This is a genomic window from Thalassolituus maritimus (assembly GCF_900156675.1).
In the GTDB taxonomy this organism is placed as follows: Bacteria; Pseudomonadota; Gammaproteobacteria; order Pseudomonadales; family Oceanobacteraceae; genus Thalassolituus; species Thalassolituus maritimus.
The window spans coordinates 94,802-116,740 of sequence record NZ_FTOH01000002.1; the positions used below are offsets into that span (position 1 = coordinate 94,802).

The 21,939-nt window shown below is 50.6% G+C and carries 22 protein-coding genes and 1 tRNA gene; 13 read left to right on the forward strand and 10 right to left on the reverse strand.

Annotated elements, in window-relative coordinates:
* Window positions 1-7: 7 nt before the first annotated feature.
* Entirely contained in the window at window positions 8-592 is a 585-nt protein-coding gene (locus BW941_RS03305; RefSeq protein WP_245820032.1) for a 5-formyltetrahydrofolate cyclo-ligase, read from the forward strand.
* 30 nt (window positions 593-622) lie between these two features.
* On the opposite strand, the gene BW941_RS18020 is transcribed toward BW941_RS03305, so the two are convergent.
* Window positions 623-748: a hypothetical protein gene (locus tag BW941_RS18020; RefSeq protein ID WP_273089454.1), complete on the reverse strand. Its 126-nt coding sequence runs from the start codon at window positions 746-748 to the stop codon at window positions 623-625.
* Between the two features lie 171 nt (window positions 749-919).
* On the opposite strand from BW941_RS18020, the gene BW941_RS03310 reads away from it, so the two are divergent.
* Window positions 920-1,381, forward strand: coding sequence for an EVE domain-containing protein (locus BW941_RS03310; protein WP_076514261.1), 462 nt, complete (start codon window positions 920-922; stop codon window positions 1,379-1,381).
* A 129-nt stretch (window positions 1,382-1,510) separates the two neighbouring features.
* Here the strand turns inward: BW941_RS03310 and BW941_RS03315 are convergent, their stop codons facing one another.
* The 3 genes from BW941_RS03315 to glnA form a co-directional block, all read right to left on the reverse strand.
* Window positions 1,511-2,503, reverse strand: a complete 993-nt coding sequence (locus tag BW941_RS03315) for an alpha/beta hydrolase (RefSeq protein WP_076514262.1) — start codon at window positions 2,501-2,503, stop codon at window positions 1,511-1,513.
* Between the two features lie 104 nt (window positions 2,504-2,607).
* The gene (locus tag BW941_RS03320) at window positions 2,608-4,806 is read right to left on the reverse strand and encodes an OsmC domain/YcaO domain-containing protein (RefSeq protein WP_076514263.1); all 2,199 of its coding nucleotides are present in this window, start codon (window positions 4,804-4,806) and stop codon (window positions 2,608-2,610) included.
* 287 nt (window positions 4,807-5,093) lie between these two features.
* Window positions 5,094-6,500, reverse strand: a complete 1,407-nt coding sequence (glnA, locus tag BW941_RS03325; protein ID WP_076514264.1) for a glutamate--ammonia ligase — start codon at window positions 6,498-6,500, stop codon at window positions 5,094-5,096.
* 458 nt (window positions 6,501-6,958) lie between these two features.
* On the opposite strand from glnA, the gene typA reads away from it, so the two are divergent.
* Together typA and BW941_RS03335 are read left to right on the forward strand one after the other, a co-directional pair.
* Entirely contained in the window at window positions 6,959-8,773 is a 1,815-nt protein-coding gene (gene typA / locus BW941_RS03330; RefSeq protein ID WP_139325727.1) for a translational GTPase TypA, read from the forward strand.
* A 170-nt stretch (window positions 8,774-8,943) separates the two neighbouring features.
* A complete protein-coding gene (locus BW941_RS03335) occupies window positions 8,944-10,467 on the forward strand; it encodes an esterase-like activity of phytase family protein (RefSeq protein WP_076514265.1) in 1,524 nt (507 codons plus the stop codon).
* Between the two features lie 67 nt (window positions 10,468-10,534).
* Here the strand turns inward: BW941_RS03335 and BW941_RS03340 are convergent, their stop codons facing one another.
* The 4 genes from BW941_RS03340 to BW941_RS03355 all read right to left on the reverse strand — a co-directional run bounded on the left by BW941_RS03340 (window position 10,535) and on the right by BW941_RS03355 (window position 15,178).
* A complete protein-coding gene (locus BW941_RS03340; protein WP_076514266.1) occupies window positions 10,535-11,797 on the reverse strand; it encodes a malic enzyme-like NAD(P)-binding protein in 1,263 nt (420 codons plus the stop codon).
* 158 nt (window positions 11,798-11,955) lie between these two features.
* Window positions 11,956-13,296, reverse strand: a complete 1,341-nt coding sequence (locus BW941_RS03345) for a HAMP domain-containing sensor histidine kinase (RefSeq protein ID WP_076514267.1) — start codon at window positions 13,294-13,296, stop codon at window positions 11,956-11,958.
* A 52-nt stretch (window positions 13,297-13,348) separates the two neighbouring features.
* Window positions 13,349-14,041, reverse strand: a complete 693-nt coding sequence (locus BW941_RS03350) for a response regulator (RefSeq protein ID WP_068436582.1) — start codon at window positions 14,039-14,041, stop codon at window positions 13,349-13,351.
* Between the two features lie 117 nt (window positions 14,042-14,158).
* Window positions 14,159-15,178, reverse strand: a complete 1,020-nt coding sequence (locus BW941_RS03355) for an AI-2E family transporter (protein WP_076514268.1) — start codon at window positions 15,176-15,178, stop codon at window positions 14,159-14,161.
* 107 nt (window positions 15,179-15,285) lie between these two features.
* On the opposite strand from BW941_RS03355, the gene BW941_RS03360 reads away from it, so the two are divergent.
* The 3 genes from BW941_RS03360 (at window position 15,286) to BW941_RS18115 (ending at window position 18,000) form a co-directional block, all read left to right on the forward strand.
* Window positions 15,286-15,370, forward strand: a tRNA-Leu gene (locus BW941_RS03360).
* A gap of 236 nt (window positions 15,371-15,606) precedes the next feature.
* Window positions 15,607-16,986, forward strand: a complete 1,380-nt coding sequence (locus tag BW941_RS03365) for a condensation domain-containing protein (RefSeq protein WP_076514269.1) — start codon at window positions 15,607-15,609, stop codon at window positions 16,984-16,986.
* A gap of 300 nt (window positions 16,987-17,286) precedes the next feature.
* A complete protein-coding gene (locus tag BW941_RS18115) occupies window positions 17,287-18,000 on the forward strand; it encodes a RebB family R body protein (RefSeq protein WP_436286945.1) in 714 nt (237 codons plus the stop codon).
* A 154-nt stretch (window positions 18,001-18,154) separates the two neighbouring features.
* Here the strand turns inward: BW941_RS18115 and BW941_RS03375 are convergent, their stop codons facing one another.
* Window positions 18,155-18,577 carry a hypothetical protein gene (locus tag BW941_RS03375; RefSeq protein ID WP_076514270.1) on the reverse strand — a complete coding sequence of 141 codons (423 nt, stop codon included), beginning with the start codon at window positions 18,575-18,577 and terminating at the stop codon, window positions 18,155-18,157.
* A gap of 153 nt (window positions 18,578-18,730) precedes the next feature.
* Here BW941_RS03375 and BW941_RS03380 point away from each other — a divergent pair, with 153 nt between their 5' ends.
* Genes BW941_RS03380 through BW941_RS03405 form a run of 6 tightly spaced genes read left to right on the forward strand, consistent with a single transcriptional unit; the run spans window position 18,731 to window position 21,321 of the window.
* Window positions 18,731-18,973 carry a CopG family ribbon-helix-helix protein gene (locus BW941_RS03380; protein ID WP_076514271.1) on the forward strand — a complete coding sequence of 81 codons (243 nt, stop codon included), beginning with the start codon at window positions 18,731-18,733 and terminating at the stop codon, window positions 18,971-18,973.
* An 8-nt stretch (window positions 18,974-18,981) separates the two neighbouring features.
* On the forward strand, window positions 18,982-19,272 hold the full coding sequence (locus tag BW941_RS03385) for a type II toxin-antitoxin system RelE/ParE family toxin (protein ID WP_076514272.1): 291 nt from the start codon (window positions 18,982-18,984) through the stop codon (window positions 19,270-19,272).
* A gap of 7 nt (window positions 19,273-19,279) precedes the next feature.
* Window positions 19,280-19,621 (forward strand): CidA/LrgA family protein, encoded by a 342-nt coding sequence (locus BW941_RS03390; RefSeq protein WP_076514273.1) that lies wholly within the window; start codon window positions 19,280-19,282, stop codon window positions 19,619-19,621.
* Window positions 19,611-20,297 (forward strand): LrgB family protein, encoded by a 687-nt coding sequence (locus BW941_RS03395; RefSeq protein ID WP_076514274.1) that lies wholly within the window; start codon window positions 19,611-19,613, stop codon window positions 20,295-20,297. The genes BW941_RS03390 and BW941_RS03395 overlap by 11 nt, the downstream gene beginning before the upstream one ends.
* Before the next feature lie 26 nt (window positions 20,298-20,323).
* On the forward strand, window positions 20,324-20,602 hold the full coding sequence (locus BW941_RS03400) for a hypothetical protein (RefSeq protein WP_068439824.1): 279 nt from the start codon (window positions 20,324-20,326) through the stop codon (window positions 20,600-20,602).
* Between the two features lie 2 nt (window positions 20,603-20,604).
* Entirely contained in the window at window positions 20,605-21,321 is a 717-nt protein-coding gene (locus tag BW941_RS03405) for a pseudouridine synthase (protein ID WP_139325729.1), read from the forward strand.
* A gap of 46 nt (window positions 21,322-21,367) precedes the next feature.
* On the opposite strand, the gene BW941_RS03410 is transcribed toward BW941_RS03405, so the two are convergent.
* A complete protein-coding gene (locus BW941_RS03410; protein ID WP_076514276.1) occupies window positions 21,368-21,925 on the reverse strand; it encodes a hypothetical protein in 558 nt (185 codons plus the stop codon).
* Window positions 21,926-21,939 lie beyond the last annotated feature (14 nt).

A 21,939-nucleotide genomic window follows, 5' to 3' on the forward strand; every position in this document is an offset into this window, starting at 1 on the left:
CTCCCCCGTGAACAAGCAAGAACTCCGTAAACTGATCCGCAAAAAGCGCCGCGCCCTGACACCTGCGCAACGACATAAAGCCGGCCGAGGCCTGACCCGTAGCCTACATCACAGCACTCAGTACCTGAGCGCTAACCGGGTGGCTCTTTACCTGAGCAATGATGGTGAAATTGATCCGCACTGGGCCATCGAAGATTTGTGGAAACGGGGAAAAGAAGTGTATTTGCCAGTACTGCACCCTCTGCGCAGAGGCTATCTGACATTTATACGGTACCAACCTGAGACGCCCATGCGTCGCAACCGGTTCGGCATATCAGAACCTGACTTCCGCCGGGGTACCCATGTACCAGCGCGCTTTCTCAGCATGATTGGTCTGCCGCTGGTTGCATTTGATGAGCGCGGCAATCGTCTGGGAATGGGCGGCGGCTTTTACGACCGCACGCTGGCATTCAGCCGCCGACCAGGCCAGAAGCCCGCCCTGATTGGTTGTGCGTACGCTTTTCAGGAAATAAGAATGCTGCCTGCCGAATCATGGGATATCCCACTGCAGTTTATAGCAACAGAGAAAGGGATAACGCCCCTTTCGAATTAACCGATACCCAGAGGTTTCAGCCGCCGTTATTCAGCGGATACTCGCCTCTGAGGCAAGCACTGTCGGGTCACGGCGCTCTTCAGCGGCGATACTGGTGACGGCAGAACCAATAATGGCGAGGAGTGAGAGAAATATAAGTACATCTGGCTTTCTCATTACTCAGTGTTCCCAATTTTAAGCTGTTATTCTTACTTGAGGAGTCATCGGCTATAACCCGTGCTCCTCATTATTTTTTATCATTGCGACCGAAAGTAGACGTTCATCGTCTTTAGCAACCAAAGGCGCATTTAGCCCTAAGCAATCAGCGAGCCAAGATAAGGCGCTATTATGAAATTCTGGTTACTCAAATCCGAGCCGGACGCATTCTCTTACAATGACCTGGAGAACGCCCTAAACAAGGGCACAGTATGGGATGGTGTGCGTAATTATCAAGCCCGCAATATCCTCAGAGACGACATAAATGTGGGTGATAAAGCATTTTTTTACCATTCCAGCTGCAAAGAGCCCGGAATTGTCGGAATCTGCGCCATCACTGAGACGGGTATCATTGACCCGAGTTCCCTTGACCCGGCATCAAAGTATTATGATCCAAAGTCGTCACCGGACAATCCACGCTGGATAACAATTAATGTCGTGGCTGATCGTGCCCTGAGGCGGGTCATCACATTGAAAGAGCTGCGCCAGCATGAAGCACTGAGTGAAATGGTGTTACTGAATCGCGGGCGGCTATCCGTTCAGCCGGTATCAAAAGAAGAGTGGGAATATATTCTGGGGCTGGAGAAATCTTAACTGAGCCGTGAAGGCAGCTTCAGTTCTGACTCGCCGTAAATACGTCCCTGTAGGCTCGCGCCTCGCATCCATGCGACACACGGTCAGAACAGAAGCTACCTCAACGACTCATACATATATCCTGTTGCTTCAGGCCGTAGAAACCGGTGTATTCAGGGTCTGTTTTAACCGCTCAGTAATCCGCTGATACATATCCGCCCGTTTATCCCGTGATTCATTCACCAGATGATGGCGACCGTCTTCAAGAATAAACAACTCGCGAGCAGTAAACTTAGCTTCCAGCACCTTCATATTGTGGCGCCAGTCGACGGTGCCGTCGTTATCCCCTTGCACGACAAACAAATTCACATCGGTTGCAGGCTGAGCCTCGATAAAGCGCATCCAACGGATCAATGCACCTACCCACTGCACACTCAGATAGAGCGACTGGAGCGGGTCTTGCGAGCGGACGAAATCGAGAAATTCCTCATCAGACGATGAATCGCCATGCTTACGCTTCATCTGTTTCATAAACAGACTTACTACAGGGTGAAAGATAATACCCTTGCGCCAGCCGACAGGACGCACCAGAGGTGCAAGCAGAATCACATCCTTGAACGGACAGTCGTTGACTGTGAAACCGCGTTTAAGCAGATAATTAATCAGGATGGCTCCGCCGGTGCTCTGGCCAAACGCCACCAGATTAGAAGCTGGCCCTTCATCCATGTTCTCGGTGACCTGATCCATCAACCCACTGAATACCGCATCGTATTCCTGAAAGTCCCGAATCGTCGCCTGCTCACCGCTCGACAGTCCGTGCCCCGGCAAATCAAAGGCAATCACGTTTAACTGCTGACGCAGACAGTAATCAATCAGCGAACCGTACAGCCCAAGATGGTCATAGTAGCCATGAATGATTACCGCCGTGCCGCGAGCATTGGGGCACATCCAGCGCTGCACAACAATCTGAAATTCCGCGATATTGAGGTAACCCGCCTGATGAGAAAGGGCCTCTGCAGAGTCTTCGAAGTTAAGGTGATAATGTGCGCTGTAGGCACTCAGCTCCGGGCCGGGATCGGCATCAGGCAGTGACCAGTCAAATTCTTTCAGCTCAGCGACAACTGATTCACGGCTCCAGCTCATAAGTGGCCTGATGATCCTGTTGAGTAGTTTAATTTTGAGATCAAGTATAGATGGGGATTGCGGGGTTTAAAACGATGTTTTCATACCCCGCAGGTCGCGTGTTCTCAGCCCGAATGTACCGCGCTTCGTGCGGCGTGCAGTTTCCTGTAGCTTTCGACTAAACGCAGGTGCTTATCCAGACCTTCGAGGCGATTATTAGTTGGCGTCAGGCCATAGAAGCGAACGGTACCGGCGATAGAACCCAACACCGCATCCATGCGCTCATCGCCAAACATACGACGGAAGTTGTGCTCGTATTCACTGATGTCCATATCATCAGCGAGTATCACCTCAAGGGCGACATCCATTGCCTGATAGAAGAGTCCGCGTTCAACCGTATTGTCATTAAACTGAAGAAACATCTCGGTGAATTCCTTCGCTTCTTCTAAGCGCCCAAGTGCCAGGCATAACAGAAGCTTTAATTCCAGAATTGTCAGTTGGCCCCACACCGTATTTTCATCAAACTCAACGCCAATTAAGGTAATAATATCGGTGTAATTATCCAGTTCACTTTCTTCGAGACGTTCGAGTAAGGCCTCAATTTCGTCGTCAGAGCGCGAATGGATATTCAGAATATCGTCTCTGAAAAATAATGATTTATTGGTGTTATCCCAGACTAAGTCTTCAACCGGATACACCTCAGAAAAGTCGGGCACCAGAATACGAACAGCGGGTACGCCCAGCTCGGTATAGGTTGCCATATAGGCTTCTTTGCCGAGGTCTTTAAGCAGATCAAACAGTGCGCTTGCTTCTTCTTTAGTTGAGTGGGTGCCGCCCGCTGTGAAATCCCAATCGACAAAATCAAAGTCAGCCTTATTGCTGAAAAAGCGCCAGGAAACGACCCCCGTCGAATCAATAAAATGTTCAACAAAATTATTTGGCTCGGTCACCGCCAGAGACTCGAACGTTGGCTTAGGTACATCGTTCATACCTTCAAAACTTCGCCCCTGCATCAGCTCAGTCACACAACGCTCCAGGGCCACTTCAAAATCCGGGTGAGCACCAAACGAGGCGAAGACACCGCCGGTTCTCGGGTTCATCAGGGTCACGCACATCACCGGAAACTGACCACCCAGCGAAGCGTCTTTCACCAGAATAGGAAAGCCTTGCTCTTCAAGGCCCTTGATACCTTCTACGATATTCGGATAACGAATCAGAACCTCTTCAGGGACATCAGGCAGGGCCAGTTCGTTCTCCAGGATTTCGCGTTTTACAGCGCGTTCAAATATTTCAGACAAGCACTGAACCTGCGCCTCTTCGATGGTGTTTCCTGCGCTCATACCATTACTGAGAAACAGGTTTTCGATCAGATTAGATGGGAAATACACCGTCTCGCCATCAGACTGACGAACATAGGGTAGTGAACACACTCCCCGCTCGATGTTGCCCGAATTCGTATCAATTAAGTGAGAGCCACAAAGCTCATCGTCTGGGTTATAAATTTCGAGACAGTAGTCATCAAGAATACCCTCGGGCAGCTCATCTTCCGGGCCGGGCTGGAACCATTTTTCATTCGGATAATGCACGAACTTTGCGTTGGCAATTTCTTCACCGAAGTATTGATCGTTGTAGAAGAAATTACAGTTAAGGCGCTCCATAAACTCGCCCAATGCGGATGCCAGTGCCGCATCTTTGGTCGCACCTTTACCATTGGTGAAGCACATTTGAGAGTCGGCATCACGGATATTCAGCGACCACACATTCGGGACGATATTACGCCATGATGTGACCTCGATGCGCATACCAAGATCCGCCAGCAAGCCCGTCATTTTCGCAATAGTCTGCTCTAGCGGGAGGTCTTTACCGGTAATGAGAGTGCCTTCACCCGCCAGCTCAGGGACATCAAGCAGCGCCTGAGCATCATCATCGAGGTTCTCAACCACATTGATCTGGAAGTCTGGCCCTGTCTGAACCACCTTTTTTACCGTGCAACGATCGATCGAACGGATAATGCCGGTTCGGTCCTTGTCAGAAATGTCTTCTGGCAGCTCAACGTCGATTTTGAATATCTGGTTATAGCGGTTTTCTGGGTCAACAATATTGTTCTGGGAAAGGCGGATATTCTCAGTGGGGATATCGCGGGCATTGCAGTAGACCTTCACGAAGTAGGCCGCACAGAGCGCCGACGATGCCAGAAAGTAATCAAATGGTCCGGGCGCTGACCCATCGCCTTTGTAACGGATCGGCTGATCAGCGATCACACTGAAGTCATCGAACTTGGCTTCGAGTCGGAGGTTGTCGAGGAAGTTGACCTTGATCTGCATGGTAGCGCACCGGAAAAGAGTATCTGTGCGCCATTATCCAGTTTTGGGAGGGGATGTCGCCTTAGTCTCTTCTCGGGGATGAGATCCCCTCCTATAAATTTCCGCAAAATCGTTTTTTCACAGACACAAAAAAAGGCCGCCGAAGCGACCCTTTCTTATCTGCGCGATAAGCGTTTGCGAGGCAGTTGCAGCCAGGCGGATCTCAGTGAAGAAGCGGAGTGTACAAGTTGTACATGAGCATTCTGAACTGAGATCCAACACCGCTGCAGCAACGCAGCTAGCTTATCTTATACAGAGTAGTACATGTCGAACTCTACTGGATGCGTGGTGTGCTCTACACGGTGTACTTCTTCCATCTTCAGCTCGATGTAAGCTTCGATCATGTCTTCGGTGAACACGCCACCAGCAGTCAGGAAGTCTTTATCAGCTTCAAGGCTTTCCAGAGCTTCACGCAGTGAACCACAGACCTGTGGAATCTGAGCAGCTTCTTCAGCTGGCAGGTCGTACAGGTCTTTGTCAGCTGCATCGCCAGGGTGGATCTTGTTCTTAACACCGTCAAGGCCAGCCATCAGCATAGCTGCGAACGCCAGGTATGGGTTAGCAGTTGGATCTGGGAAGCGAGCTTCAATACGCTTACCTTTAGGGCTTGCAACGTATGGGATACGGATAGAAGCAGAACGGTTACGGGCAGAGTATGCCAGCATAACTGGAGCTTCGAAGCCTGGGATCAGACGCTTGTAAGAGTTGGTAGACGGGTTAGTGAACGCGTTCAGTGCTTTAGCGTGCTTGATGATACCGCCGATGTAGAACAGAGCAGTTTCAGACAGACCAGCATAGCCGTCACCAGCGAACTGGTTCTCACCGTCTTTCCAGAAAGACTGGTGAACGTGCATACCAGAACCGTTATCGCCAACGATTGGCTTAGGCATGAAGGTAGCAGTTTTGCCGTATGCAGCAGCAACGTTGTGGATCACGTATTTCAGTGTCTGAACTTCGTCAGCTTTCTTAACCAGAGTGTTGAACTTAACGCCGATTTCGTTCTGACCAGCGTTCGCAACTTCGTGGTGGTGTACTTCTACGTCCTGACCAATTGCGATCAGTGTGTTACACATAGCAGCACGGATGTCGTGCAGGCTATCAACTGGTGGTACTGGGAAGTAACCGCCTTTAACACGTGGACGGTGACCCAGGTTGCCGCCTTCTACTTTAGAAGCAGTTGCCCATGCGCCTTCGTCAGAGTTGATTTTGTAGAAGTTGCCCTGCATGTCAGAGCCCCAGGTTACGTCATCAAAGATGAAGAATTCTGGCTCTGGACCGAAGAATGCAGTGTCACCCAAACCAGTAGACTGCAGGTAAGCTTCAGCGCGCTTAGCAACAGAACGTGGGTCACGCTCGTAACCTTGCATAGTTGAAGGCTCGATGATGTCACAACGCAGGATCAGAGTAGCGTCTTCAGTGAACGGATCCATGTACGCAGTTTCGTCATCTGGCATCAGGATCATGTCAGATTCGTTAATGCCCTTCCAACCAGAAATAGAAGAACCATCGAACATCTGGCCAGTTTCGAAGAATTCTTCGTCAACGTAAGAAGCCGGAATAGTAACGTGCTGTTCTTTACCCTTGGTGTCAGTGAAGCGCAGGTCTACCCACGTCACTTCATTCTCTTTGATCAGGTTCAGAGTGTTCTCTGACATTGTCTTTCTCCAGATGCTGGTTCTATTAAGTTCGGGGCTCGCCCCGGATTCCATGCTCACTGTTAGAGCAAGTAGTGTGCCATTTTGGACATCACTGCAAACCCACTACTTTCGGGCTAAACCGGAATGTCGCACACTCTGAATGCACCTCTATGAATCACACATCTGGCAATGTGCACTATTTTGATGCAATTCTCTCCTTCCATCGGGTGTGCGATTTCAGGCCCGCACAGTATATGTTCACCGGCCCCCTGCCGTATATGCTCTTTGGTGCAAATCCGCGCTTTTTTATCCAGTCTTCTGACGTACCAAAACCTCTTGTGTATTCCTGCGACACGGCATGAAAGAAATATCCCAGCTGTAATGTGTTTCAGGTATACTCCGCGCTCAAATTTTAACCTGCTCCTGACTCTGCTGACGCAGTGCCATCAGGGCTCACAATTCTGAAGGCTACTGTTGTGATTGAGAATCTCAGAAACATCGCCATCATCGCCCACGTTGACCACGGTAAAACTACACTGGTCGACAAGCTCTTAGAGCAGTCCGGTACTCTGGACCGCAATCAGGGCGGTGAGCGTGTGATGGACTCCAACGATCAGGAGAAAGAACGCGGTATTACCATTCTGGCGAAGAACACCGCCATTAAATGGAACGACTACCGTATTAACATCGTCGACACCCCTGGACACGCCGACTTCGGTGGCGAAGTAGAACGTGTTATGTCGATGGTTGACTCCGTTTGTCTTCTGGTAGACGCGGTTGATGGCCCTATGCCTCAGACCCGTTTCGTCACTCAGAAAGCATTCGAGCGCGGCCTGCGTCCTATCGTTGTTATCAACAAAATTGACCGTCCGGGTGCACGTCCTGACTGGGTAATGGACGAAATCTTCGACCTGTTCGACCGCCTCGGCGCGACCGAAGAACAGCTCGATTTCCCTGTGATTTACGCTTCCGCCCTGAACGGTATTGCTGGCGATGATCCTGACAACATGGCTGACGACATGACGCCACTGTTCCAGATGATCGTTGATCACGTTGAAGCACCGAAAGTTGAACTCGACGGCCCGTTCCAGATGCAGGTTTCTGCACTCGACTATGACAGCTTCGTGGGCGTTATCGGTGTTGGCCGCATTACTCGCGGTAAGCTGAAGCCAGGTACTGACATCCAGCTAATCACTGCGGAAGGCAACACCCGCAAAGGTCGCATCCAGCAGGTGAAAGGCTTCCACGGTCTGAACCGTGTCGACGTTGATGAAGCTGCGGCCGGTGACATCGTTTGTATCTCGGGTATCGACGGCCTGAACATTTCTGACACCCTGTGTGCTGTTGGCAATGTTGAAGCTCTGCCGCCACTGACGGTTGATGAGCCAACCGTAAGCATGACCTTCCAGGTGAACGACTCGCCGTTTGCTGGTAAAGAAGGTAAGTACGTTACCTCGCGTAATATTAAAGACCGTCTTGAGCAGGAGCTGATCCACAACGTGGCTCTGCGTGTTGAAGAAGGCGACAGCCCGGAGAAATTTAAAGTCTCTGGCCGTGGTGAACTGCACCTGTCGGTACTGATCGAAACCATGCGTCGCGAAGGCTTTGAAATGGCCATCGGTAAGCCAGAAGTTGTTCAGAAAGAAGTTGACGGTGAACTGCAGGAACCTTACGAGCAGGTCGTTATCGACATCGAAGACGAGCACCAGGGTTCCATCATGGAAGAAATGGGCAACCGTCGCGCTGAAATGACCAACATGGTTCCGGATGGTAAAGGCCGTACGCGTCTTGAGTTCATCATGCCAGCACGTGGTCTGATCGGTTTCCGTAACCAGTTCCTGACCATGACCTCAGGCTCAGGCATCCTGACCAACGTATTTGACCATTACGGTCCGGTTCAGACCGGTCTGGGATCTACCCGCCACAACGGCGTACTGGTTTCTATGGTTGCTGGTAAGGTTCTGGGTTATGCCCTCTTCACTCTTCAGGAGCGTGGTCGTCTGTTCGTATCACCAGCGACTGAAGTGTACGAAGGCATGATCGTCGGTCTTCACAGCCGTGATAATGATCTGGTGGTTAACCCAACCAAGGCTAAGCAGCTGACCAACGTCCGTGCATCCGGCACCGATGAAGCGATCAACCTGACGCCACCAGTGAAGCACACACTGGAGCAGGCACTGGAATTCATCGAAGACGACGAACTGGTAGAAGTGACCCCTACCAGCATCCGTCTGCGTAAGAAACTGCTGACCGAAAACGAACGTAAGCGCGCTAAGCCTAAGAAGAGCTGATAGCAACGACGTTTGAATCAAATAAGCCCGGCCGAGAAATCTGCCGGGCTTTTTTGTGGCCCCATCACACAGTCAGGCAAACCCCACACAGATAAAAAAGCGTCACCGAACTGTCACCCTTACACCATAGACTCCGCGTTTCTTAATTTTACGGAAACAACGGAAGTACAATGGAACTCAAAAAAACTCTACTCTCGACCCTCATACTGTCATTTGCACTCACCGGTTGCGGCGGTGACGATAACAACAGCAATAATGACAGTAACAACATCGCCGATGACGTCACCGATACATCGAACGCCCCCGCAGCGCCAGAAGAAACTCTGGAGTTTTATGAAACATTAGCCGCAGATGGCGTCTACCTGCCATACAGCGTGCTGCGCTCAGATCTGATTGATCACAAAACATCCCTACCTTTTGAAGTGCGCAACGGCGGCTTCGGCTCTGCCATGTTTAAAGACCCGCAAAGCGACAATCGCTTTTACGCTCTGACTGACCGTGGGCCCAATGCCACTTTTACAGGGGAATACGGTAAAGGTAAGAAATTCCCGTCGCCAGATTACACACCACGTATCGGCCTTTTTGAAGTCAGTGAAAACGGCGAAATCAGCCTGATTAAAACCACTCTGATGAAGCGCCCTGACGGCTCTCTGATCACCGGACTGCCAAACACTTCAGACCTTGGCGGCACCGGAGAAACGCCATACAACGCTGACGGCTCTCCGGTCCTCGTTGACCCGACCTTACCCTACGATGAAGAAACCAATCCACTCAAACTCGACGACTACGGCCTCGATCCTGAGGGTCTTGTGGTCCTGAGTAATGGCAGCTTCTGGGTATCTGACGAATACGGCCCCCACATGGTGCACTTCGATGCCAACGGTGTAGAGATCGGCCGCATTAACGCCTTCGCCGAAGACGAACGTAACACCCACACCCTGCCTGCTGAGTTCGGCTATCGTCGCGCTAACCGTGGTATGGAAGGTCTTGCGATCACACCCGATGAAAAGACCCTGGTCGGGATTATGCAATCCACCATGTACCTACCGAACAGCTCAGTAAAAAATCTCGATATTTCTCGTATCGTCACCGTAAATACCGAGACCGGAGATGTTCATCAATACCTCTATAAACAGGAAAAGACTCAGAACTCCAACTCCGAAATCACGGCGCTGAGTGCCAACGAGTTCATTCTGATTGAGCGCGACGGCAGCTTTCTTTACGGCGGGCCTAACGGCGCAGAAGCCGCTAAACCAGATGCCATGAAACGTGTTTATCGTATCGACCTGAGCACAGGTACAGATCTCGAATCAGTTGCACCAAGCGTTGTGGCCGCGGCAGAAGCGATCGCTGTTCCGACCCTGTCACAAGACCCTGATCTTGGCCTGCTAATTAATGGTAATACCCTGGAGCAACAGGTTCTGGAAGATGGTGACTGGTCAACTCTGGCTGAACACAACATCGTGCCAGTTGAAAAAACTCTGGTGGTAGATATGGTCGCCGAGGTCGATTATCCGCACGATAAAATGGAAGGCTTGTGGATTATTAATGACGAATACCTCGGCGTACTTAACGACGATGATTTCGCTACCTGGTCAACCGGCGGAGAGCTGGAGCAGAAAATGCTCGATACCAACACCATCGATGGTAACCGATTATATATCGTGCCTGCCGATTTATCTGTGACTCAGTAAAGCAAACCATTGAGGCACAAAAAAGGCCGCATAAGCGGCCTTTTTATTACTCACTGAATCCGACTAATCAGATGTCTGAAATAGACTTCAGTGGGTAGTTTGCTGGCAGTGGGCCATCAGCCGCACCAGTATCGATGGCAGCCTGTGCAACTGCAGTCGACACAACACCCAGCAGACGGCTATCAACCGCTTTAGGGATAATGTACTCAGGGCCGAATTCCAGAGAATCCAGACCGTATGCATCCAGAACTTCCTGAGTCACTGGCTCTTTCGCCAGACCCGCCAGCGCTTTAGCAGCAGCCAGCTTCATTTCTTCGTTGATGCGACGAGCACGTACGTCCAGAGCACCACGAAAGATGAATGGGAAGCCAAGTACGTTGTTTACCTGGTTCGGGAAGTCAGAACGACCCGTCGCCATGATGGCGTCGTCACGTGCTGCTGCCACTTCTTCAGGCATAATTTCTGGGACTGGGTTCGCACAAGCGAAGATGATTGGGTTAGCCGCCATCGTCTTGATCTGCTCGCCAGTCACCATGTTAGGACCAGACAGACCCAGGAAGATGTCAGCACCGTTCAGTGCGTCGTCAACAGTGCGCTTGTCAGTGTCGATAGCGAAGCCAGCTTTGTACTGGTTCAGGTCGTCACGGCCAGAATGAATCACGCCTTTACGGTCACACATAAAGATGTTTTCTGGCTTCATGCCCGCCAGGATCAGCAGCTTGGAGCAAGAGATTGCTGCCGCGCCTGCACCCAGTACAGTCATTTTAACGTCAGCGATGTTTTTACCAACGATTTCCAGAGCGTTCAGTACACCGGCAACCGTTACAATCGCAGTACCGTGCTGGTCATCGTGGAATACAGGGATTTCACACTGTTCGATCAGAGTACGTTCGATTTCAAAGCACTCAGGGGCTTTGATGTCTTCGAGGTTGATACCACCGAAAGTATTAGCAATACGACGAACTGTATCGATGAAGGCCTGTGGGCTTTCAGATTCAACTTCAATGTCGATTGAATCAACACCAGCAAAACGCTTGAACAGCAGGCTCTTACCTTCCATTACCGGCTTAGACGCCAGCGGGCCAAGGTTACCCAGACCAAGAATGGCAGAACCGTCAGTGATTACTGCAACCAGGTTGCCTTTGGCGGTATAGCGGTAAGCGTTTTCAGGATCAGCAGCGATTTCTTTCACAGGCTCAGCCACACCCGGGCTGTATGCCAATGACAGGTCGCGTGAGGTTTGTGCTGGCGTGGTCAGCTCAACGCTGATCTTACCCGGCTTTGGAAACTCGTGGTAATCCAATGCCGCTTGTTTGAAATCTTCTGACATAGTCGGTGTCCAGTTTCGTCGCTGTTTGTGTAATTTCGCCTCTTACACCGCTTCTTCCGGAGGTGCTGGGGCAAAAGGGCCGTATTTAATACCAAAAACAGCTGGGAAACTCCAGAAGAAAAGGGGGAATCTGGATGATTTATGAACATTTCATGATGTCAGGCGGATTTTTTATCAGATACCGGCATAGAAAGCGTTACCCGCAGGCCCGGCGACTGGTTTTCGGCGACTACTGTGCCATTGTGTAGCTCGGTGATGCGACTCACCAGAGCAAGGCCGATACCATAGCCACCAGAGGCGTGATCACGGGCAGAGTCCACCTGCGCAAACGCATCGAAAATACGTGACAACTCTTCTTCCGGAACACCGGGGCCAGAATCACGCACGGACAAAGCCACGACTCCGCTACGCTCGTGACAGCGGATAACAAGCTCTCCCCCCTCAGGCGAGAAACGGATGGCGTTGCGCAGAATATTATCGAAGGCGCGCTCAACCAGCAGCCAGTCCCAGTCAGCCTTGATGGGTTTTGAATCGATGTCACAGCGGATGCTCAGCTTATGGTCGTTACTTTCGATTTCAGCATCATCCAGCCACTCCTGTAAGCGCTCCTGCACAATGTCTTCTTCGCGCAGCAACTCTGCCTGATCCTGTTGTTGCAGGCGTGCCAGATCAAGCATTTGACCGATCAGGTTATCTACCTGACCGACAGCGCGTTCAATACGATCATGCTCTGCGATCAATTTACTGCCTTCGTCTTTTTTACGGGCAATCGCTAAAGCAATCTGAAGGCGGGTCAGTGGCGAACGGAGTTCATGTGATACATCGCGAAGCAATTGCTGATGACTATGTAGCAAGCGCTGCAGAGCATCCGCCATATCAATCACTTCCTGTGTCAGAGCACCGATTTCGTCGTGGCGTCGATAAGTCTTACTGAGGGCAGACATATCAAAATCGCCTTTCGCCAGACGTTTCACAGCGCCTTGCAGGCGTCGAACCGGACGCGTCATGGACCAGGCCAGTAGCGAACACATAAGCGTCACTACCAAGACCACTGTCACGGGGATCAGCCAGCGATTTTCATCTTCGAGCACGCCCTGCCAACCACTGCGCGCAACGGCAACATACAGGTAGTTACCGCGACTCACAGGGCCGATCATCTGCCAGCCGTCGTCCTGCCCCCAGAGGATCTGAGAACGTTCTGCCGCTTCGTCGGCGAACTCTTCAATGTCGTGTGGAAGCTGACTGATGTTATCGAGGGGTGTTATGACCAGGTTCCAGCCCGGCCGCAAACGGCGCCAGAAGCGACGCTCTTCAGCAAGAATCGGACGTTGAGTTTCTACAATGGTGCGCAACAAGCGGATTTCCTGCGTGTTGGCTTCGCGGTAGTAGTCATCCTCCAACCAGACGATGACACCAATCGCCACCGTCATGGAGAAAAACACCATCAACCAGAACCAGAGGAAGATGCGCAGGAACAGAGAGCGGTACCAGCGCACCATCAGCGGCTCACCACTACCCAGAGAGTAATAAAGCTAGTCAGCAAAACAGACCTTACACCCGCACCAGCATGTAGCCACGGCTGCGGACGGTCTTGATCCAGTCCGAATCGTCGTCACGCTTACCCAGCTTTTTACGCAGGTTACTGACGTGCATATCAATCGAGCGGTCGTAGGCCATCAGCTGACGACCCAGAGCCGCCATCGACAGACTGTCTTTATCTACGAGGTCCCCGACGTTTTCCATCAGGCATTGTAAAACACCAAACTCAGCACCCGTCAGAGGGAGTTCTTCGCCACTACGCGTGGCCGTGCGGGTCGCTGGATTCAGTTCAAGCTCGCCAACCTTAAGCTCATTTGAGGTCGATTCAGGTTCTTCCGCTGACATTTCAATACGACGGAACAGCGCTTTGATACGCGCCATCAGCTCGTGGTGGTGGTAAGGCTTAGGGATATAGTCATCAGCACCGTGTTCGAGCCCCAGAACACGATCAACGCTTTCGCCACGGGCAGTCAGCATAATGACCGGAATAGAAGACTTCTGGCGCAGCTCACGCAGAACTTCAAAACCATTTTTCTTTGGCAACATTACGTCGAGCAGCACCAGGCTGTAATCACCCGACAACGCCTGCTGTAAGCCGGATTCGCCATCGTGCACTGCAGTCAGTTCAAACCCTTCCATAGACAGGTACTCTTTGAGCAGTTCGCCGAGTTCAACGTCATCATCAATCAACAGTACAGATTTCATAGCTTACCCTTAATCTTTACATTCAGAGTAACCCCGCGCTGTGACTGCGCCCACACGGTTTTACCCTTATTTACGCTTACCGATTTACGCTGACCAACGTCTCCTCTGACCAACCGGTCACTGGTCGAGTAAAGTCGCGACCCAGCGGGTACGCTCGTTAACCTCAAACGCGATCTTCACAACCATGGTGAGCGGAATAGACAACAGCATACCGACCGGGCCAAGCACCCATCCCCAGAACACCAGAGATAAGAACACTACCAGAGTAGAGAGACCTAACGTCCGCCCCATCATCTTGGGCTCAACGATGTTGCCAAAGAAGGTATTGGCAATAACGTATACAAGCGCCGTCAGCGCGGCTTCACCAACACTTAATTGAATAAGTGCGACCAGCACAGCTGGCACCGCCGCAATAATAGAGCCGATATTCGGGATGTAGTTCAGGAGAAATGCGACCAACGCCCACATCGCAGCGTAATCAACACCAATTATCCAGAGCGCGATACCAATACTGGCCCCCGTCATTAAGCTCACAAGAGTCTTGATCACCAGGTACTTCTGAACCAACTGAGAGAAGCGAGCAAAGTGCTGAACCGCCTGAGTTTTGTCACCCAAGGCTTTTCTCAGTTTTGCCGGGAAGCCCGCCGCCTCCAGCAGAATAAAGATCACCGTAAAAAGGATCAGGAAGGTATTCGCTAAAACGCCGCCCAGGCCATTGAAAACGTTGGCGACCATTTTCATTACGGCGCCCGGATTAACGTACTCTCGCAGTACGTTATCAGAGACGTCCACTCCGTTGGCCTGCAACCAGGCAACCGACTGATCGACAAGCGCCTGCAACTTACTCTCGTACAGCGGCATGTCCTGGTAGAACGCATTAATCGTTCGACCAACGAAGGTGGCCAGAATCGTCCCGAACAGCAGAAATCCCACAAGAATCAGAATCACAGCGACGATTTCGGGTACGCGGTGACGCGTCAGCCAGCGCATCACGGGAGCACTCAGAATCGCAATGAAGATCGACAACAAAAACGGAATCAGGATACTCGCTGCGCTCTTAACGCCCGCAATCACTATCACAAAGGCAGCTGCGGCAAGAAGGATATTGGTGTTCAGGCGGGCATCGCTTGGGTTCATAGAGAACTTCCTGTTGTCAGATGTCCGTACGATACCGCAGACACCAGAACGCGCCAAGATAGGCTTGCAATAACCGCAATAATCAGTAGAATCGCCACCTCTTCTTTGCGGAAGTGGTGAAATTGGTAGACACGCCAGATTTAGGTTCTGGTGCCGTAAGGTGTGAGAGTTCGAGTCTCTCCTTCCGCACCACTTACTCTCCCTGAGTAGGTGATTTTAAGTAGTAACTCCATGCAGTCCCCGTATCGCTTTTCTTAGCTGACCTATTCACGCCAATCGACAGACATCCGCAGCACAAGCCAGTCGTTCCGGTAGCAAGCCTCTGTAAACCGCAGTATTGTTAAAGAAAAAATCTCTCACCGATTCCAAAGCGCATGCAGTGCCTGGCAAGACGATCAGGGGTGCACGTCACCAAAAGGAGTTTGATCATGCAAACCGACAGCAAATACCTCAAGCTGAACAAATCTGAATTTCTCTATCTGGTCGTCGAGGACCTTGCACCCTCCGTCTCACAGATGATTACGCTGAGGCTTGCGACGGTGCACTCTGAGGAGGAAATCCGATCCGCCTTCAGGCACATAATGGATCTCTATCCGAAACTCAGAACAATTGTAGAACCGACACTTTTCTCGCAGCGCCTGAAAGTTATCTCTGATGAAATTCATATCAACGCTTTATTCGATGACGCCTTCAAGATAAAGAGAGACCTTCCTTTTGATTCACAGGCTTTCAAGGATTACCAGAATGAGTTTCTCAACGAGTCATTCACTCTTCAGCAGGCACTGCCGATTAAAATCCGCTTCCTGCCCGAAGAAAACATCCTGCTAATATCAGTTCACCACATGACCTGTGACGGTGTTGGCTGGATTAATATGGTCTCGTCATTGATGGCGCACCTGAATGGCAAAGAAACCATAGCGCAGGCCCTTGAAGACCCATCAATGGTGCCGGGCGTCTTCCAGAAACCCTACATCACCGCACCGATCCAGGTATTTAAGTCCTGGAAATTACTCTCAGCCGAAAATAAAAAAGCGGCTCACGACAAAATCATCAGCCCGGCAGAAACAAAAACAGACTTTATCGGCTCTGTTTCTATGAAGCACCGGTACCTCCAGAATGAACTGACCGACCTGAAGCCGAAAGCCAAATCAATGGGCTACAGCCTTAATATTTACTTCCTCACTGCGCTTGCACGAAGTTTCTTTGAGCGATACGGCGAAGAGCACGGCGATACTGTATCCATCCGCCTCTCGTACGATTTGCGCCCTTACTTCGATAAAGACGCACCCGTATTTGGAAATTACGTTACTACGTCCATACTCAGGGCATACCGCAAAGATATGGGATCCCCACAGCGCATGATGGAAAACCTGCAGAACCAACTCACCAATGCGATCGACAGGCTTAAGCACAAAAAGCTTTCATACCCCTGGCTTCTTGATAAAGCATTCACACTCATTGGTAAAAAGTTGTACTCCCTGGGGATATTGGCAGGCAAAAGAAAGGACACGATCCCAGTACCAACCATCCATTTCTCTACGGTTGGTAGTCTCGACTTTCTGAACAAAGCCGGAGAGAAGGCACAGGTGAGAGATGTTATCGCCACAGTCCCGACCTTCGGGATGTTTATGACGCTCTGCAACATTAATGGCGTTTTCAATGTGAACCTGTCATACCCCTCGGCTGAATTTTCCGATGACAGAATGGAAAGCTTTATCAGCGAATTCGACCAGGAGTTGGGAAGTCTGGCGTCCATGGAGTCTGAGACAGTGATTGAAACTACTGAGCGGGAAGCAACGACCGCCTGAACTGTGAAGTAACGCTTACAATTCGCGAGTACTCACTAACCTCCTGCATTGCGATCACCGCTGTGCAGGAGAATATTCTCAAACAGTCATCTCATTCCCGACAAGTGTCCCAAGATGCCATCTAAAATTTGGCCCTCGAATAAAAACCGGCAGTTCCCCGGGTGTTATTGGCGCCTTTCCCTGAGTGGAGCGTACTCTGGATACCAGGGCATATTCTTCCGTGTAGCTGGCGCATTCTGACTTTACTCTGAAACCGAGATCGCTTTATTGTGGGTTAACCATATTTAAAGGATTAACCCCATGGCCTTCCCTACCGCAGTTAATGATCAGATCACTGATTCCATCACCCAAAGCAATGTAAAAGTTCTGGCCGACGCCCCTGCAATGGCCATGGGAAATTTGTATCAAGCGACCGCTCAGGCGCTTTCAAACGCGGCGCATAATGCCACTACCGCTCAACAGCAGGCTGCAGTCGCGGCACAAGCCGCACTGACCCAGGGCATATCGACGCTATATAGCATCGACACGGCAAGTACTGCAGCTCAATTCGAAAAGACCAACCCTACAGAAGCGAAAGCAACATCGCCTGCTGATGCCAGCAACGCGGCGAAAGGAGCACAACAAGCGCAGAGAACCACGGATAAGAATCCCCCTAGCGACAGCACTCAGAGCGCGAAGATAGAAAACGTAGCTGAGCAACAAATCGAAGCTCTGAAAGCTCAGTCAGAAGAAGCGCAGCAAAACATCAAAGAAAACCTGAATAAAACCATCGAAGAAGCCGTGAAATTCGCACTCGAATGTAATTTGGGCTCAGCCGACCGTTTTAACCATGCCGTACGCGAAGTCATGGATGCCTTCATAAGCTCACTGCAGGCAATCGCAGAGAGTGAACACAAAAGCGCCATGAATACGGTAAAAATGGCAGCAACAATTCAGACCCTGCAAGCGATGCTGGTGTTTCCTGATAAGCATGAGCAGTACGCGAAAATACTGGAGACTGTGCAGGGGCTGTAGCTCCTGCATCACTCATATAGATGGAAGTAGCACCACGCTATATCATTCGCACTTCTTGGGTAAATATCCGCAACTGATAGGAATCTCACATCAGCGAACTCTGCAACAACCATCAACCATGACTATTGCTATGGTCGCCCACTTCATAATCAGGTCAAGCAGGCTTCTTTATGTACCAACGCTTGTACAAAACCAGGCTTAAAACGACAACCGGCAGAATAAATGGCAGAAAAATAGTTGAGTTCTCCAGATCAATATCTTCCTTAAAGACTACTTTAAATTGCAGGGTGGAGACTGTTGCCGTGGATAAAAGTGCAGCCAGAAAATGTTTTTTGAACTCAGAAAGCTTTAGCCTCTGAAGAAGAAAATAGAAAACACACCAGAAGAAGGGGCCGCTGAATCCAAATAAGACGAGACCAAAAACCCAAATCATACCGGCGACACCAAGAGCGGGTAATAAATCCGCCAATTCACCGTCGTCGTACCAAACAATTAGTGAAAATAAGCCGCTCAACAACAAAGCAAAAGAAGTTAACGCGGTCAGCACCGACACGAATACTCTTATAAACAATTCCATTTCAACAATCCTTTGACTCCTGAAAAGTTTTCACCTTGGTGACCCATATTTTTCCTATTACCCACAAGAGTCAACCTGTATGGCGAACTACCACATCCGATTACACCGTGCTATATTGTGTACACTCGAACACAGTATATTGAGGCATGCCATATGTCCACGACCATGACTATACGGCTAGAACCTGAGCTCAAAGAACGGCTGGATAAGCTGGCAACTGCTACACATCGCTCTAAATCGTTTCTGGCGAGCGAGGCATTGCGTGAGTTCGTTGAGCTGAATGAATGGCAGATTCAGGAAACTCTCGATGCCCTCACGGAGGCGGACGCTGGTGACTTTGCATCAGAAACTGAGGTGACAGACGCGCTTAACAAATGGCAGACGCCAAAGAAGTGACCCCATAGATGGAAATCAAGTGGCTACGCAAAGCGCTCAGCAATCTGACGCAGGAAGCAGATTACATCGCTGAGACAGATCCAGGCGCAGCGATGAGAGTCGTAGAAAGCACAACCTCTGCCATTGGCCTTCTGGCAGATAACCCTGCACTAGGACACCCCGGCCGGATTCCCGGAACACGCGAGCTGATAGTTCCTGCCACACGATACATCGTGCCCTACCGCGTTAACGCGAGGCTCAAACGCGTCGAGATACTTCGCGTTTTTCATTCATCCCGTAAGCTGCCTGAGTCATGGTGATTGTCAGATGACTGGTCTTTTAATTCTTCTTTTCTTTCTTGTCACAGGCAACCTGCTCCAGTCCCAACTGGATTCGCCTGTCCCCGGCTCTATCATCGGTATGCTGCTGTTGCTAGTGTTCCTGATGATTCGTGGGCGTGCGCCTGAGTCGCTGTCGCAGATCAGCAAGACGCTGTCGCCGCTGTTGCCTCTGTTTATCATCCCGGTGAGTGTGGGCATCGTGACTCAGAAAGAGCTGCTGGCAGAGAACGGCATTGCGCTGTTGGTGATTATGGCAGTGAGTATCGTGCCCGGCGCGATTGTCTGTGCGGCCATTATGAAGTTCGGGAGGCAGCGCGATGCTGAATGAGCTTCTGCATATGCCGCTGTTCTGGGCGATGCTGACCATTGCGGCATTTACTGTGGGTCAGCACATCTATCGCCTGTTAGGTAATACGGCGTTTCTGCCGCCGATTCTGACGGGCATCATTCTGGTCTCTGTGGCGCTTGAGGTCACCGGCATCAGTTTTGATACCTACATGGAGGGCGGGCAGTACCTGCACTTGATGCTTGGGCCAGTGGTGGTGATGCTGGCTGTGCCTCTTTATCAGTTTATTCATGTGATGAAGAAGGAGTGGCTGCGCATCTCGCTGGCGATCAGTCTGGGCGGCGGTACCACGGTGGCCGTTGCGGTGGCGATGGCGCATTTCTGGATCGGCAATGACACGATCACAGTTACGATGTCAACCAAGTCGGTGACCACGCCGGTAGCGGTCACGGTCAGTGAGCAACTGGGCGGTGTTGGTGCGCTGGCATCTGCGTTTGTCATCATTACCGGCGTGTTCGGTGCGTTGATGATTCCGCCTTTGCTTAAATCCGTTAAACTCGATGACCCCAAAGCCATGGGACTTACGCTGGGTGTCTGTGCTCATGCCATTGGTACCAGCCGTGCGATTGAGCTGGGAAATCAGCAAGCGGCTTATTCCGCGATGGCGATGACTCTGACCGCAACCTTGCACGCGGTTCTGTTACCGCTAGTGATGTAAAAAGCCTCAATAAAAAAGTATTTACTATGAAAAACGCTCTAAGAAAACTCTTTGCTCCGATCCTGAATATCTTTGAAAACAGCAAAGATGAATACGTTTATAAAGCGTCTCACCGAACCATTCTGATTGCCGTAGGAAGTTTGTTTCTCGTACTGTCGGGTGCCGGCGGTTGGGTTGCTGTTCAGGCAGGTCAGGCGGGCGGCGCATTCCCGGCGATTATTTTCGGGCTGATCGGTCTGGTTTGTTTAATTGTTGGCTTTCTAGGCAATGATAAGGCGGTCGCCAACATCTGGAAAAATCGCTGAACGTGGCGACCGCGAAGCGTTATCGCCTGGATCGGTTTTTAAGTGTTACCACAGGCACACCGAAGCGCTCGGTTCGCTCGCTTTTAGCGCAGAACCGCGTCACGGTAGACGGACGGGTAGCGACCGACATCAATCAACCGGTTGATCACTTCTCGCGTATTACTCTGGATGGCAAAGAGCTACAGAATCGCACTCGCCGTTATGTCCTGCTGCATAAACCGGTTGGTGTCGTCAGTGCCACAATAGACGATATTCATCCAACCGTCATTGATGTGCTCCGTGATGCAGGGTTCCCTGAAGCTGAACTTTGCGATATGCATATTGCCGGGCGACTGGATCTGAACTCCTCCGGCTTACTGCTTCTGACTAACGACAGCGACTGGTCTGAGGCGCTCATGGCACCCGATAGAAAAGTCGCAAAGGTGTACGAAGTGACACTGGAGAACCCAATAAGCGACGAGTGTGTGATGGCCTTTAAAGAAGGCATCTATTTTTCGTTCGAAGGTATTACTACTAAGCCAGCAACCCTTGAGCGACTGACTCCCTATACCGGAACAGTGACGTTAACTGAAGGCAAGTACCACCAGATAAAACGTATGTTCGGGCACTTTAGAAATCCGGTATTGAGGTTACATCGTGTAGCGATTGGAGACATCCGGCTGGACGCCTCCCTGAAGTGCGGGGAATATCGAGCTATATCTAATATCAGTCAAAGATAGTTAGCCCTGGATTCAGCATTGTTAAAGCCGGCGCGCCTACCAATGTCTAAATAAATTGGACTGCTGCAATACCCGCAGCCAGCTTTTCTGGCGAATCTGCTCGCAAGCCGATACAAGGATTATCGTAGTTTTTGCTCTTCTCTACTACGCCAATCTCACCCCATGCAGAGATGGTTTCTTCCGAAACTCCGTGATCCTCGCGACAGGAAATCCAGCAGTCATTAGCTGTACTTTTAAGTCCAGCAAAAAAGTGTTTCCCATATAAATAAATTCTGATCTGAGTCTTGAGTATCGTCATGTCCGATATACCAGGAACCTTCGACAAGCTCATCGCAATAGCCTCTAACCTGGCTAAGTTTCCTCCATCACGCCCCCCACGGCTGATCTTATAATCGCCTTTGTCGATGATAACTTCTCGATCAGTCTTTCTATTTTTATCAACTGGCATATGCTCAAGCGCATACTCAATGGCGGCGAGAAGTTTGTTTTTTCCTTCCTCTCCCCAAGTTCTGGCGCGAATAGCATTTAATTTCAGTTTCAACAGTTCCTCTCGCGTATATTCATACGACTCAATTTTTCCGAGGATATCGTCTATCTTAGACATCTTAACTCCTTGTA

Bases quoted from the DNA above. Each gene is read 5' to 3' on its own strand.
- BW941_RS03355 (WP_076514268.1), bottom strand. From the start codon at position 15,178: ATGAACCCAAGCGATGCCCGCCTGAACACCAATATCCTTCTTGCCGCA.
- BW941_RS03395 (WP_076514274.1), top strand. From the start codon at position 19,611: ATGCTGAATGAGCTTCTGCATATGCCGCTGTTCTGGGCGATGCTGACC.
- BW941_RS03375 (WP_076514270.1), bottom strand. From the start codon at position 18,577: ATGGAATTGTTTATAAGAGTATTCGTGTCGGTGCTGACCGCGTTAACT.
- BW941_RS03365 (WP_076514269.1), top strand. From the start codon at position 15,607: ATGCAAACCGACAGCAAATACCTCAAGCTGAACAAATCTGAATTTCTC.
- BW941_RS03315 (WP_076514262.1), bottom strand. From the start codon at position 2,503: ATGAGCTGGAGCCGTGAATCAGTTGTCGCTGAGCTGAAAGAATTTGAC.
- BW941_RS18020 (WP_273089454.1), bottom strand. From the start codon at position 748: ATGAGAAAGCCAGATGTACTTATATTTCTCTCACTCCTCGCCATTATT.
- BW941_RS03335 (WP_076514265.1), top strand. From the start codon at position 8,944: ATGGAACTCAAAAAAACTCTACTCTCGACCCTCATACTGTCATTTGCA.
- BW941_RS03345 (WP_076514267.1), bottom strand. From the start codon at position 13,296: ATGGTGCGCTGGTACCGCTCTCTGTTCCTGCGCATCTTCCTCTGGTTC.
- BW941_RS18115 (WP_436286945.1), top strand. From the start codon at position 17,287: ATGGCCTTCCCTACCGCAGTTAATGATCAGATCACTGATTCCATCACC.
- BW941_RS03350 (WP_068436582.1), bottom strand. From the start codon at position 14,041: ATGAAATCTGTACTGTTGATTGATGATGACGTTGAACTCGGCGAACTG.
- BW941_RS03380 (WP_076514271.1), top strand. From the start codon at position 18,731: ATGTCCACGACCATGACTATACGGCTAGAACCTGAGCTCAAAGAACGG.
- glnA (WP_076514264.1), bottom strand. From the start codon at position 6,500: ATGTCAGAGAACACTCTGAACCTGATCAAAGAGAATGAAGTGACGTGG.
- BW941_RS03390 (WP_076514273.1), top strand. From the start codon at position 19,280: ATGACTGGTCTTTTAATTCTTCTTTTCTTTCTTGTCACAGGCAACCTG.
- BW941_RS03340 (WP_076514266.1), bottom strand. From the start codon at position 11,797: ATGTCAGAAGATTTCAAACAAGCGGCATTGGATTACCACGAGTTTCCA.
- BW941_RS03385 (WP_076514272.1), top strand. From the start codon at position 18,982: ATGGAAATCAAGTGGCTACGCAAAGCGCTCAGCAATCTGACGCAGGAA.
- BW941_RS03320 (WP_076514263.1), bottom strand. From the start codon at position 4,806: ATGCAGATCAAGGTCAACTTCCTCGACAACCTCCGACTCGAAGCCAAG.
- BW941_RS03310 (WP_076514261.1), top strand. From the start codon at position 920: ATGAAATTCTGGTTACTCAAATCCGAGCCGGACGCATTCTCTTACAAT.
- BW941_RS03410 (WP_076514276.1), bottom strand. From the start codon at position 21,925: ATGTCTAAGATAGACGATATCCTCGGAAAAATTGAGTCGTATGAATAT.
- BW941_RS03400 (WP_068439824.1), top strand. From the start codon at position 20,324: ATGAAAAACGCTCTAAGAAAACTCTTTGCTCCGATCCTGAATATCTTT.